The 12,821-nt window shown below is 33.1% G+C and carries 14 protein-coding genes and 1 pseudogene; 6 read left to right on the forward strand and 9 right to left on the reverse strand.

What is annotated here, in order from left to right; translation table 11 throughout:
• Positions 1 to 156: 156 nt before the first annotated feature.
• Together BLS38_RS12605 and BLS38_RS12610 are read right to left on the reverse strand one after the other, a co-directional pair.
• Complete coding sequence (locus BLS38_RS12605) at positions 157 to 435, reverse strand: type II toxin-antitoxin system RelE/ParE family toxin (RefSeq protein ID WP_092750154.1); 279 nt, start codon at positions 433 to 435, stop codon at positions 157 to 159.
• A gap of 164 nt (positions 436 to 599) precedes the next feature.
• Entirely contained in the window at positions 600 to 1,370 is a 771-nt protein-coding gene (locus tag BLS38_RS12610) for an AraC family transcriptional regulator (RefSeq protein WP_092750156.1), read from the reverse strand.
• A 96-nt stretch (positions 1,371 to 1,466) separates the two neighbouring features.
• Between BLS38_RS12610 and BLS38_RS12615 the strand changes: the two genes are divergently transcribed.
• Positions 1,467 to 1,859 carry a hypothetical protein gene (locus BLS38_RS12615; protein ID WP_092750158.1) on the forward strand — a complete coding sequence of 131 codons (393 nt, stop codon included), beginning with the start codon at positions 1,467 to 1,469 and terminating at the stop codon, positions 1,857 to 1,859.
• Positions 1,860 to 1,992: 133 nt separating this feature from the next.
• On the opposite strand, the gene repM is transcribed toward BLS38_RS12615, so the two are convergent.
• From repM to mobC, 3 genes are all read right to left on the reverse strand, one after another.
• Entirely contained in the window at positions 1,993 to 2,934 is a 942-nt protein-coding gene (gene repM, locus BLS38_RS12620) for a replication initiation protein RepM (protein WP_092750160.1), read from the reverse strand.
• Between the two features lie 348 nt (positions 2,935 to 3,282).
• Positions 3,283 to 5,796, reverse strand: coding sequence for a mobilization protein (locus BLS38_RS12625; protein WP_425283489.1), 2,514 nt, complete (start codon positions 5,794 to 5,796; stop codon positions 3,283 to 3,285).
• Complete coding sequence (gene mobC, locus BLS38_RS12630) at positions 5,780 to 6,265, reverse strand: plasmid mobilization relaxosome protein MobC (protein WP_092750164.1); 486 nt, start codon at positions 6,263 to 6,265, stop codon at positions 5,780 to 5,782. Before mobC ends, BLS38_RS12625 begins: the two co-directional genes overlap by 17 nt.
• Before the next feature lie 252 nt (positions 6,266 to 6,517).
• Between mobC and BLS38_RS12635 the strand changes: the two genes are divergently transcribed.
• Both BLS38_RS12635 and BLS38_RS12640 read left to right on the forward strand, forming a co-directional pair.
• The gene (locus BLS38_RS12635) at positions 6,518 to 6,766 is read left to right on the forward strand and encodes an AbrB/MazE/SpoVT family DNA-binding domain-containing protein (RefSeq protein WP_092750166.1); all 249 of its coding nucleotides are present in this window, start codon (positions 6,518 to 6,520) and stop codon (positions 6,764 to 6,766) included.
• A complete protein-coding gene (locus BLS38_RS12640; RefSeq protein ID WP_092750168.1) occupies positions 6,766 to 7,110 on the forward strand; it encodes a type II toxin-antitoxin system PemK/MazF family toxin in 345 nt (114 codons plus the stop codon). Before BLS38_RS12635 ends, BLS38_RS12640 begins: the two co-directional genes overlap by 1 nt.
• 54 nt (positions 7,111 to 7,164) lie before the next feature.
• Here BLS38_RS12640 and BLS38_RS12645 read toward each other — a convergent pair whose 3' ends face one another.
• Positions 7,165 to 8,040, reverse strand: a complete 876-nt coding sequence (locus BLS38_RS12645; RefSeq protein WP_092750170.1) for an SDR family oxidoreductase — start codon at positions 8,038 to 8,040, stop codon at positions 7,165 to 7,167.
• A gap of 279 nt (positions 8,041 to 8,319) precedes the next feature.
• Here BLS38_RS12645 and BLS38_RS12650 point away from each other — a divergent pair, with 279 nt between their 5' ends.
• The 3 genes and pseudogenes from BLS38_RS12650 (at position 8,320) to BLS38_RS12660 (ending at position 11,363) form a co-directional block, all read left to right on the forward strand.
• Complete coding sequence (locus BLS38_RS12650; RefSeq protein WP_092750172.1) at positions 8,320 to 9,321, forward strand: YrzE family protein; 1,002 nt, start codon at positions 8,320 to 8,322, stop codon at positions 9,319 to 9,321.
• 183 nt (positions 9,322 to 9,504) lie between these two features.
• Positions 9,505 to 10,076, forward strand: a pseudogene (locus BLS38_RS12655) (MFS transporter); the annotation flags it as partial.
• A 501-nt stretch (positions 10,077 to 10,577) separates the two neighbouring features.
• Complete coding sequence (locus BLS38_RS12660; protein ID WP_171258595.1) at positions 10,578 to 11,363, forward strand: Csu type fimbrial protein; 786 nt, start codon at positions 10,578 to 10,580, stop codon at positions 11,361 to 11,363.
• Positions 11,364 to 11,366: 3 nt separating this feature from the next.
• Here the strand turns inward: BLS38_RS12660 and BLS38_RS12665 are convergent, their stop codons facing one another.
• The 3 genes from BLS38_RS12665 to BLS38_RS12675 all read right to left on the reverse strand — a co-directional run.
• Positions 11,367 to 11,864 (reverse strand): tetratricopeptide repeat protein, encoded by a 498-nt coding sequence (locus BLS38_RS12665; protein ID WP_092750176.1) that lies wholly within the window; start codon positions 11,862 to 11,864, stop codon positions 11,367 to 11,369.
• A 53-nt stretch (positions 11,865 to 11,917) separates the two neighbouring features.
• Positions 11,918 to 12,154, reverse strand: coding sequence for a hypothetical protein (locus BLS38_RS12670; protein ID WP_092750178.1), 237 nt, complete (start codon positions 12,152 to 12,154; stop codon positions 11,918 to 11,920).
• A gap of 393 nt (positions 12,155 to 12,547) precedes the next feature.
• Positions 12,548 to 12,821, reverse strand: a 274-nt coding sequence (locus tag BLS38_RS12675; RefSeq protein ID WP_092750182.1) for a HigA family addiction module antitoxin, incomplete at its 5' end; no start/stop codon positions are given.

A 12,821-nucleotide genomic window follows, 5' to 3' on the forward strand; every position in this document is an offset into this window, starting at 1 on the left:
AAACGATATCGTTTATACGAGTCGGTGTTACACCCAATTTTTTAGCTAGAGCATTAGAACTTAGTTCTAAAGGAAGCATATATTCTTCCTTTAGGATTTCTCCCGGATGTACTGCTCTCATACCATTATGATGAATCATATATATTCCTCAAATAATTAATGATAATCGACTATTTCGACCTCACTGGGTCCATGATCTGTCCAAATAAAACAAATCCGCCATTGAGCATTCACACGAATACTATGCTGGCCTAAACGATTACCTTCCAATTTTTCTAATCGATTGCCGGGAGGAGACCTCAAAAATTCTAAGGTTACGGCTGCATCTAACATAGTTAATTTACGAGTGGCGACATTCAAAATAGCTGAGAATTTAGAACTTTTACCAGTCTCAAATAGTAGCCGTGTATGTTCACATTTAAAGCTTTTAATCAATGTAGGTGTCCTCTACCGATTATATTGTATATCGGCATACAGTATAACACAAGGAACTTTTAAAAACTGTTGAACTAGCAATTAAGGACCTAGACAATTAATAAATCACCGAAAAAATTAAAGATCCTAAACTAACTGTTATCGGGTTTGAATTATACGCACGATCATTTCATATAATCTTTTGGAGTCTGACCAAATACTTTCTTAAACGTTGCAATGAAAGCACTTACATTCATATAACCTAATTCTAGTGCTATGGACTTAACTTGTTTTCCTGTGGCTAATAACTCTAATGCTTTTAATAAACGAATACGGATCTTCCATTCATTAAAACTAAATCCTGTTTCTAAAGTAAATTTACGTGTTAATGTTCTCGACGACATGTTGCCTTCATAAGCCCAGTCCTTAATTTTTCTATCATCATCCAAGTTTTCAAGAAAGCTTTGAGCCAATTTCAATAATATAGGATCCGTTGGCATGGATATTCCAAGATTCATTTTCTGTAATGTAGTAACCTCATCTAAAAGAACCTCTGATAGCCTTTCCTGTCTAGAATCAAAGGCATTGATATCCCAAGTCATAGTTCTATTAATCAACTCATATAATAAGTTAGAAATTTTAAGAACACAGGGGATATTCGGAAGACAATTACATGATGATTCTCTTACATATAGACTCCAACCTGAGAAACTACCATGTGAACTAAGACTATGTTCTATAGTCGGCGGAATCCATATAGCATGAGTAATAGGAACAACCCACTTTTTATTCAAACTTTCAATAGATAGTAACCCTGATCTTGTACCAATTAATTGTCCTCTAGTATGTGAATGACTAGAAGTAATTCTAACGTCATCATTTACCCTTTGAGTAGGGAGTATTATTGGTCCTTCAATCAAAGAAGCATTATTTATAGATATTAAGGGAGAAGTCATAAGATGGCTGATTAACCGTATTCAATGTTGCATATAACGTACAAATAGAATATTCGAATATCTAAAATAAGAATACTAATAATATGGAGTTAGATTATGAGAAAGAATTTTATTATCAACATATTAGATAAAATACTAAATAGAAGAGAGTACACAATTCAACAAATTGTAGATACATACTTCAGTAATCAATACGAGCAATGTACAAATGGAGTATGGGATAATAGACAAGGATTCATAGAACATCTTAAGAAGTTAAGAGAAATTATTCAGTCAGCACATTTCAATTTAGTAGAAGAAGTTAAAAGCGAAGATACATTGGCAGATATCCACCAAGTTATAGCAAGAAAATATAATGGAGATGAAGTAATAATAGAAGTTTATCTATTCGCAAAATTAGATACAGAGGGAAAAATAATAAGAATTAAAGAAACAACTCTAATGCTCAAAGGAAAAAATGAAGATAAAGAAATTGGCAGTATTAAATAAATGAAACAGATTTTTATCTGATTTGGCTGAGGCGCACTTATGCATAGATTTATGAAATTTTGCGCCTTGGTTATTTAAATCTCTATTTTGAGAATTTATCCACAAATTAAGTGGATAAACCTGAGTATATTTTTTAACTAGATTGAAATCCAACACGCTTTAGATGAGAATAAAATGCTCTAAACTTTTCAGGCTGTAAAAGCATATCAGCGATACGTGCAGAAAATTGAGAGTAACTTTCAGTCCCCTCCGAATATTTACTCATTTCAGGTATTTCAGACAATTTATTCGCAAATAAATAACGCTGGGCATCTGTCATTTCAACAAAAAAATCAGGTGTGTTTGGATCACGTTTGGGATTTACAGGTTTTTTTACTTCAAGCTGTGGTTTTTGTTTAAATTTAAATGAAAAACCACTAATTGTACGTCCTGTCTTGTGCTGTTGATACGTTGCTTTAATATCAGTGTACTCACTAACTTGTTTAATAGCAGGTTCTAAAACACGCTTCTTAAAGTCAGCAACAAGCTTATATTCAGTATTTAATACTCCAATTCTTTGTCTAAAATCAGCAATATCAATAATAGGCGTTTTTCCTGTACTACGCCATGCAATTAAAATTTCATACAAACGCACGGCATAAGGGCTCTTTAAATGACTGACCTGTTTTAACTCATAACTCGTAAAATGTTTTTCTAGTCTTGTAATCAGAGGAATAATAGCAGGTGCAAATATTATTTTTACAATAGCTTCATTTTCAATATAACGAATTTCACTAACCCATCGAGATTTAATATTCTCAATATTTCCTCTTTCATTTAGCTCTTGATAGCTGAATTGTCGGGCAAATAAATTATCACAAGCGATTTTTAGTGCTTTATAGGCTGCATTTCGATGTACAGAAAATTGATTCATATAACTTTCTGCATGAATAGCTAAAGGATCATTGGCATTAATCCCTTTACCAGACTCTCTTGCTTCTACTATAGCCAATAGGATTAAACGTTGCTCTACTAAATCAAGATTGTAACTAGCATTGATTAAAGCATTGTCCTTTACAACTAATTCTTTTTTCATTTATAAAATACTATTTATGACATATTATTTAATGACAATAAATTACTTAATTTATTAAGTCAACATATGCAAACCAAACGTCCATGTATAATGAAAATATTGCAAACCAAATGTCAATGTATTGCAAACCAAATGTCAATGTATAAACTCTAAAAGCCATACTATTAAATGCTTTCAGCTCTCCTAAAAGCATTTAAAAGCTTTTTATTATTAAAAGCCTTTATTTTTTTAATATCTTATAAAATCGCTTCGCTTTATTTTTAAAAGCAAAAGAAAAAGCAGTAATCAGAGAATGAACATTCAAGTTACTGTTGATCGCTCGTAGACACTCGCTCTGTAAATTATGTTTTAAGGCCCATCCATACCATCAATATCAAAGCTATTTTCATTTTGCCGTTTAGGTTCATTTAATAATGGTTTAGCTACTTTGATAGAAGGCTGTTCATGCTCAATAGGCTGAGGATGTTTAAATGCTGAATAAATATTTTCTAATTTTTTGAAGTGATCTAAACATTTTTTGTATTCATGAATACCAATTTCAAGATGCTTGTTTTGAGATTCTAATATCCGTTGGCAATCTAAGTATTTCAGCATACGTTTATCATTTTTTCGCATCTTATTAATGAGTTCAAAATGAGGAGGGTAAATATCTCGGTTATTGCCAGCATTACGCATGTAGTCCAATACGTTCTCTGTCTTCTTCGAAATGATTTTTATCAGTCTAATGGCATCTCTTCGTTCAAACGCATGATCTTGCTCCATTGAAAGCGATTTATGTCTTATAACTGCATCAGGATAGTAACTGTCATATCGAATATACTTGAACTGACTGGCAGGTTTAGGCTCGATTTTTATTCCATCTTTAATTAAGTTATCTAGTCGTCGATTAAGGTGATTAAGTTCTTTAAGGTTTCTTGCAGCTTGATCATTTGCTTCGCTTGATTCTCTAACTCGGTTTCCAAGTTTTCTAAGGGCCTGAACTGTGAGATCTTCGAGAGTGCTGCTGTTAGTTGCGTTTGTTGTTGCTCTATTTTCTCTTGGGTCTGCATCATTCTGCTGTCTACTAATTTCTCTACAATCTTTTGCAAATTTAGTTGATTCAAAGCTTGTTCTGACTGTACTTGTAATTGACTCAATAAGTTTGTTTGATAGTTTTGAAAAAGTGTTGCTGAAAAGTCGACTTGCTCGATTTTTAATATCTCTGAATTGAGATGTGATATTAACGTTTGTTGCTTCTTGTTCTCTTCTGTGATGCCCTTGATCTGTTGCTGTAATTGTTGCTCGACTTCTTTGTATTGCTCGATTTGCTTCTGCAATTGTTCGTTCTGTTCTTTCAGTAAGTTGTTTTGTTGAGCCAGGTACTGATCTATTTCGGTCTTCATGTTCTATCTTCTGCTGTTGATATATTGATTTTGGTTCTCGATGATTGCTGCGTTCTCTGAGATGATTTTGTTTTGTGCTGCGATTGATTTGTTGTTGATGAATGCTTGATAGAGCAGATAACCAGTCATGAAAAGCGTCAATATGAAAAACGTCACTGTTGCAATCAAAATGTGATAGTTCTTCTGTGTCTTGAGTTTGTCGTTCAACAAACTCTCTACGGTAGTCTCGATATGTTGTTTCTTGGCTTCGACTGCTTGCTCGACTTGGCTTTGAATTGAGTTCTGTAAACTCACTTGATCGATTTTGATATTCATCAATTGCTGATTTATTTCGGTCTGTAATTTCTCGATTGAGGTTGAAAATGAATTGATGCGTTGCTGAACGCTTCGCATCTGAGACATATCGATATTTGATAATTCGCTCATCAGTGTGTCTATTTTCGCGCTGTAGCCCTCTATCATCTCTTGGATGTGTTCGGGTGACAGATTGCTGATTTCGCTCAATATCGAGCTCAGGCGCGATTCTAGAGCGGTTGTCGTTTGTTGTACTTGCTTTAAAAGCATGCTGTTTTGAGTGATAGGCTGCTCGCTTGTCGCTATATTTGTTTCTAACTGCTTGAGCATCTCTGATAGCTTCTGCAAGCTGACTTGCAGTTGCTCTGCTTTCTGCTGCTGCGCTGAGATGCTCTGAAAAAGATCTAATTTCGAATTCTTCTGTGTAGAAATCGCCTTTGAGTCTGTGTTTTTTTCCATTGCTAAGTGTCACTGTTAAAAAATTTGTACTTTGCTTAACGTTCTCTACATCGTTGAGCTGCCGGATGCATTCGACAATATCTTTTCTGTCTGTCGCAATTTGAGTCTGTAATAACGTTTTGACGTAATTATCAATCACGTTGCAAAACTGCTTTTTGGGTAAGTCCTGTAAAATCTGATTAGAAACAATTTTTTTGGCTTGTTTGTTCAGCTTTGCAATGTGGTTGGGCTCTTGTGTTGTTTTCATCAAAAGCAAATCGTCAGGGCGAGACCATCCATTTTTGATGTTGAGATAATCACGTAATGCATCAAAGTGATTTTCGTGGCCAGGTGGGGCAATATTGAGTGCTTTTCCAGTCTGTAGATCAAGTCTCGGTGTTAAAACATGAATATGTTTTGAGCCGTCCTCATCGATATGTAAAACAGCAAAGAGATGATATTGACATGGGTCTAAACCAGCAAAAGCATGTTTCTCAAACTCATTTAAAACTTCTTCAATTTGCTGATCTGTTGGATTGTCTTCTTTCGACCATGCAATAACGCCCGATGTATATTTCCAGAGATGAGGGTTCGCAATACACGCGGCATTAAATGTCATGGCATCACCGCGCAAAACTTCAACGCCTGCACGGATATTTCTCTGATGATCTAATCGATCTAAAACATATGCTGAAGCATGTACTGCTGAACCTTTCCCATGTTTTAAAAACTTAATATGCACGTTCATCTTCCTCAGATAACGCGATAGATGACAATTGCTTTTGTAGTCGTTCAGGGGTTTGTCTCTTAATTTCCGGGAGGGCTGGAAATATTTGTTCTAATCCCGTTTGAATATCTTTTAGAACGAGAAAAATACTCAAAATATCTAACTTCTTTTGTTCGTCAACACTCGCATTTTTAATGATGTTTAGTGCTCTTGCGATTTGATTTAAATTATTCCCGATTTTAGAGAGTTCAAGTAATAAGCTAGGATCTGTTTTTTGATAGCGTTTGATCACATCAAATACGATTTTAGTTTTTATTCTAGGTGGCTTTTCTTCTTCTGGCGGTTTAACCGTAATAGCATCTTGCATTATTTCACGTTGTATTAATGAGTGAATGAAGTCTGTGAAGTTTGTACTTTCTTTTTCGAGATGTTTTTCCAATTGCTCAAGCTGTAGCTCCGTTATTCTAAAAATTTTACTTTTACTTCGCATAGCTTAAATCCTCAGAGGTTGGTGCTTTTGGGGTCTTAGGGGTGAAACCCCTAACAAGTCCCTGCTATATCAGAATTCGCAGAGTTTTGTATATACAGGTAGGCTTGCTTAATTGATATTATCCGATTACTTATATTGTAAATGAAACTCTTGATGCATTCATCTTTTCTTGTTTTTTATACAAAAACGGATTGCTTTAAAAATCGAATGAGTGATAATAAGTTATATTAAAGTATAACTTTTGAGGTGGGTATGGTTCATACAAATTTAAGAAAGGTTGGAGGGTCTATCATGTTAGCCGTACCCCCAGCTTTGTTGAAAAAATTGGGGTTAGATGCTGGTAAAGAAGTGTCATTAGATGTTCAAGATGGAAAATTACTAATTGAACCTAAAAAAAAGCCATCTTATAAATTGGCTGATTTATTGAAAGAGCATCAAGAATTAAATCTTGAACAAGATGCATGGAATGATATGAAACCTGTAGGTCGAGAGGAAATTTAATGAATAAAGGTGATATTTACTTAATTTCTTTAGATCCTACACTTGGACATGAACAACAAGGAAAACGTCCTGTATTGGTTATTTCACCAAAGAGTTTTAATGAAATAACCAAAATGCCAATTGTTTTACCGATTACATCGAGTGGACGCTTTGCCCGTAATTCAGGTTTTGCTGTAGAGGTCATAGGTGGTCGGACGACTGGTATTGTACGTTGTGATCAACCTAGAGCTTTAGATTTTGAAGTGAGACATGCAAAGTTCTTAGAAAAAGTGAATACTGCGATTTTAGATGAAGTAATTGCTCGGTTTACTGCGATTTTTTCTGAGTATCAACACTTTTTCTAGGATCAAAAAATAGTCTCTCACAGCTTGTAACACTTCAAGCGTTTTGAAATGACTTTACCCACCAACCATCATCCCACCATTAGGATGAATTGTTTGACCTGTTATATAAGATGAATCAGCACTTGCAAGTAATACGAAGCTAGGCCCAATTTCACTTGGTTGAGCACACCTTTCCATTGGCGAATTTCCACCGTAGTTTTCTACAAATTCAGGGTTGTATTGCCCAAGAGTCGCTGGCTGTAATGGAGTCCAAACAGGGCCAGGTGCAATGGCATTTACCCGAATCCCACGGCTCAAAAGCTGGTTAGATAAACTACGAGTAAATGAGATTTGTGCTCCCTTTGTTGTTGAGTAGTCCACCATATTTCCGGGGGCTAAATAACCATTGACCGAAGAAGTATTAATAATTACATCGCCTTGTTCTAAATGAGGTAAAGTTGCTTTAGTTAAATAAAACATAGAGTGAACATTTGTAGCAAATGTATTCAACCATTGTTCATCACTTAAAGTTGATAAATCTTCATTAGGGTATTGTGTACCAGCATTATTTACTAAAATGTTAATTTTGCTGAAGTCTAAGAGTACATGTTTAATAAGGTCTACACACTCTTGGCTATTTCGTAAATCAACGGGATATATTTTACAGATACCCCCTTCATTTTCAGCCCATTTTTTTACCCACTCGGCATCAATTCTTTCGGATTCATAACCTTTCATATATGTAATAGCTATCTCAGCGCCTTCTTTAATGAAATGGAAAGCAGCTGAGCGACCTATTCCACTATCTCCTCCTGTAATTAAAGCGACTTTTCCCTCTAATTTTTTACTACCGAAATAGTCCTTAGAAATAAATTCAGCAGGTGGATTTAGATCCGTATCACTGCCTGGAAATTCTTGTTTTTGAGCATGTATATTAAACTTATTGATCATTTTTATCTCTTTCTTGTTATACAAGGTTATATAGTAGTTTCATACATGATCTTAAAAGAATGTAAACTTGTTTCCGATATTAGTTTTTTGTAACTATCAGGGTATATTCAGAGTTAAGTATATTTTTTACAGGGCTAGATCATAAAAAATTTGAATCTATATTTTATTTGCTCTACGTAAATAAATGTTACATATTTGATTTAATAAATATTTTTATCCTATAATTTTTAAAAATAAAGCAAAGAAAACTCAATTAAAGTAGTAAAATAGAGGAAAAATATGACTCATATCGAAACAACATTCAAAAAAAGAATTTCATGGGCTAGTATTTTTGCTGGCACTCTAATTGTCTTGGCCATTTCTTTTTTATTGTCAATTTTAGGAATAGCTCTAGGATTTTCAATGCTAGATCCTTTATCTAATACAGATATTGGTAATGGATCAGGTACTACATTAGGCATTTGGACAGGAATTTCTTTACTACTTAGTTTAGCAATAGGAAGTTTCTTTTCAGGGAAACTTGCTGGTATTCATGGTAGTGTGCATGGATTTCTAGTATGGTGTTTGGCTTTAATTTTCGGAATATTTATTAGTGTATCCACGTTAACAAGTACGCTTAATTTAACAGGAAATATTTTGGGATCTATTACGTCAGCATCCGGAAGTGTTGCTTCGTCACTAGGAAAAAATACAGTAGAAATCTTTCAAGATAATGATTTTAGTGATCTTTTACCTGATTCTTCTACCCTCGTAGATAATGGGAATAAAAATGTAATTACTGCTTTGAAAAAAAGTGGAATACCAGAGTTACAACCAAATTATTTAAATAGCCAATTAGATTGGGCTAAAAGTAAAATACAGTCATCTATTAAAAATATTGCAATTCATCCTCAGAATAGTGATGAAATTATTAATGATTTAACGACTTCATTAAAAAATCGCCTTCAATCTATTAATAATTCTATTAGTAAAGATGAAATAAAAAATGCTCTTGCTAAAAATAGCAGTATGACAAGTAAAGAAGCTGATCAAGCTGTTGAAAATTTTCTAAAAGAAAGAGATGTTGCAGTACAGAAAGTTAATCAAGCTTTTAATCAGGCTCAAAGCAGTATTAACGATGCTAAGATTAAATATCAAGCACTGAAACAAGATGCCAAAGAAAAAGCTGCTATTGCTACTAAAGCTGCTGCAAAAGCTGCATTATGGGCATTTATTGGTTTATTCTTGGGTGCGTTAGTAAGCGTTATTGGTGGTCGCCTGGGTGCTAAAAAAAGTGACTAATATTTAAAGAAATATAATATCTATCTTAATAAATTAGACCTACTTCTAAGTAGGTCTTTTATTTATTGAGAATATAAAAATTAATTTTATAAGGCTTTACTTATTTTAAGAGAAATAATGAGGAACTATATGAAAAAACACCCTATGTTCTTTATTCTACTTGCCCTAGCACTGGGTGGTTGAGGTTTTAGAAATATAAATATGTGGCTAACACTTTCTGTTGCTGCGATTGGTTTTGGCGAAATATTTGCCGTTTATAGTTATATATCTCCTATACTTACCAAGTATACACATCTAAAAAGTGATTTGATTCCTGTTGTATTAGCAATTTGGGGGTAGGTATGGTGTGCAGTAACTTTATCGCTGGCTATTTTGCAAATAAGAATAATACCAAAACAATTATTGGTATCCTCATATTTTCTACAATTGCATTTTCTTTATCATTCTTCATGATGCATAGTATTTATACTGCTGTTGTAGCCCTATTTTTAATTGGAATTACAGTGATGGGGCTCATTGCACCTTTACAAACAAGACTTATGGATGTGGCTGGTAATGCTCAATCTTTGGCAGCTTCTCTTAATCATTCTGCTTTTAACTTTGCAAATGCATTAGGTGCTTTTCTTGGAGGATTAACTTTAGAACATAATTTGGGTTGGCTTTCTCCTTTTGGTGTGGGTATTTTATTAAGTTTAGGAGGATTGCTGATGTTTTTTATCCCTTTGAAAATAGAAAAATTGAATAGCTCTTCATAATATATTTAGATAAAAATAAGGTATTTGTATTCCCACTTGATTGCTAGTGAAAACACGAATACCTTACAGACGCCAGAATTATTTTTTTTGTTATTATTTATTCTATAAAGATTGAAATATTTAAGATATGGATAAAGGCTTACAATGGATTAATTTATAACTTTCTTATAAAAATAAAAAAAACTTGGTTTTAAATAAATTTATTGTAATAATTAAATGAGAAGATTTCTATCTTCGAGGTTAAGGGATAGCAGAGTTCCCTTAACCTCTAAATATATTATTTAATTTATATATTAAATGTTTAATTCATTCCAATATGAACCTATATGGATAAATCGACAAAAAAATCTTATTTTAAGTATATATTAATAAATATATTTATATTATTTTCTTTCTTGACTATCTCTAATCATGTTCATGCCTCATGTTCTACGATAGGTAAAACTGTAAAAACTTACAATTACAACGCAGCTAATATTACACAAGATGCTAGCATTACTTATGAGGGTGAAATTAGATGTACACCTTCTATTATTTTTAATAATATTGCTTACAGGCAAATTTTACCCAGAATACCATACCTCTACAAATGGAGGAAACTCATTTCCATATACTATAACTGGATCTTTTAATGGAAGTGACTCAACGACGCTCAATTCTTCCATATGGAATCAATTCTCAGCAGATCCAAACTCTTATAGAAGAAATATATATAAATATATTATAACAGTGACGGTACCTGCTAATTCCAATTCACTAATTGCTTATCCTATAGGAAATTATATAGGTACACTTACACTCAATTGGTATACAGGGTTCAACTTTTTAGGTTTTGCCTCTTGTTCAAATATAGCACCTTATGAACAGGGTACAATTAATCTAAATGCAAACTACATTGTGCCTTCTTTATGCCAAATCAGTTCAACATCAGATATCAATTTTGGAAATATTTTTGATATAGGTACGAGTTCGAAAAACTATGATAGTCAAGGCGCTATTTCAACAATATGTAATTCAGGAACACCTTATACTGTTTATTTAGGTGATGGAAATCATCGGATTCCAAACTCTTATCGACAAATGGTTAATAATGGAAACTATATCCCTTATCAACTTTATCAAGATAGGAATTACTCTACCGTTTGGGATAATTTAGATGGCATCTCAAATATAGCAAGCGGTATAGCACAAACAAATATTGTTTATGGACGGATTCCAAGCAATCAGAATATTGCAAGTATGCCAGGAACATATACAGATAGTGTTATTGTGAACGTAAAGTACTAATAATTAAATTAGTTTTAATTCTTTTTGAGCTAAATCTAATTTAGAAGCTAAATTAAACCACCTAATTGCTTCAGTCTTATCTTTTGTAACCCCTAGACCTAATTTATACATCATACCTAAACTATAGCTAGCCTCATCTAAGCCTTGATTTGCTGCAAGTATGAGCCATTTATGTGCTTCAATATAATCTTTTTTATTTTTTATATTTATCAGATACATCATACCTAAACTATATTGTGAAATATCTAATCCCTGTTCTGCAGATATTTTATACCACTTAAAAGCATTGCTTAAATCTTGTATGACTCCTAAGCCATTTTCATAAAAAAAAGCAACATTGTATTGAGCCAATGCTAAGCCTTGATCGGCAGCTAGACAAAACCATTTAAATGCCTGAGTATAGTCTTGCTCAATATCTATACCATCTCTAAAGCACACAGCCATGTTGTACTGACTTGTCTTATCAGAAGATGCATAAGTGGTTATAAGAGGTTGATCCATTAACTTAAATTGCTACTGAATAAGAATAAGCTTAATTTAGCATAATTATTCATTCAGTCAGATACAATTAGTTTTGTTTTCCAAGAATATTTTTTCCAAGCCCATAACTTACCAAAATTTTTTTGAGTCTTAAATTGTGTATCTTGATGTGCATTTTTACACTCAGTGAGTGATGGTTTTTCATCAGAAAATATAAACAGAAACTCTCCGTTTACTGCTTGAATATAACTTTCTGTATCTGTGATTAGAATAGGAGATGAAGTTAAATTAAATACTCTTGTATTATTCATAATAACCTCTTTTACTTATTTTAATAAGTAGAATATGAAATTGTGAATACTTATTTTGAATAATTTTTACACTGCCGTAAATCAGTTAGAGATTACATATTTTTTAGCTTGTTACATTGCAAAATAAGTCTTGCTTAACATAATTGCCGTTATGCGAACTATTTCCCGCTTAATCATTATTTATCAGTAACTTAAATAGATAACACCAAGCGAAAAATCACCAAAAAACCGACTCGGAAACATGTCGGCTTTTTTATGAACACTTTTGTCACTTATTGCCAATAAAATAGGTTAAAAAACGCGCTATTTATAATTTTATCTTGGTTTTTCAAATCTTTTATTTCAGAAATTATCCACATTTTCTGAGGATAAGTTGGGGGAAAGAATCTAGCTCTATGCGAATGCTAAATCAGTGTCATAGGGCGTAATTGTTTCTTCAATAGTCTTACCAGCTTTTTCGTATGCAATCTTTAAATCATATAAATGCTGTAAGTTCAGCCAACTTTCAGCATCACCACCAAAAAAACGAGCCAAACGTAATGCTGTATCTGCTGTAATAGCACGACGTTCTAAAACGATATCGTTTATACGAGTCGGTGTTACACCCAATTTTTTAGCTAGAGCATTAGAACTTAGTTCTAAAGGAAGCATATATTCTTCCTTTAGG

Source organism: Acinetobacter boissieri (assembly GCF_900096955.1).
Classification (GTDB): Bacteria; Pseudomonadota; Gammaproteobacteria; order Pseudomonadales; family Moraxellaceae; genus Acinetobacter; species Acinetobacter boissieri.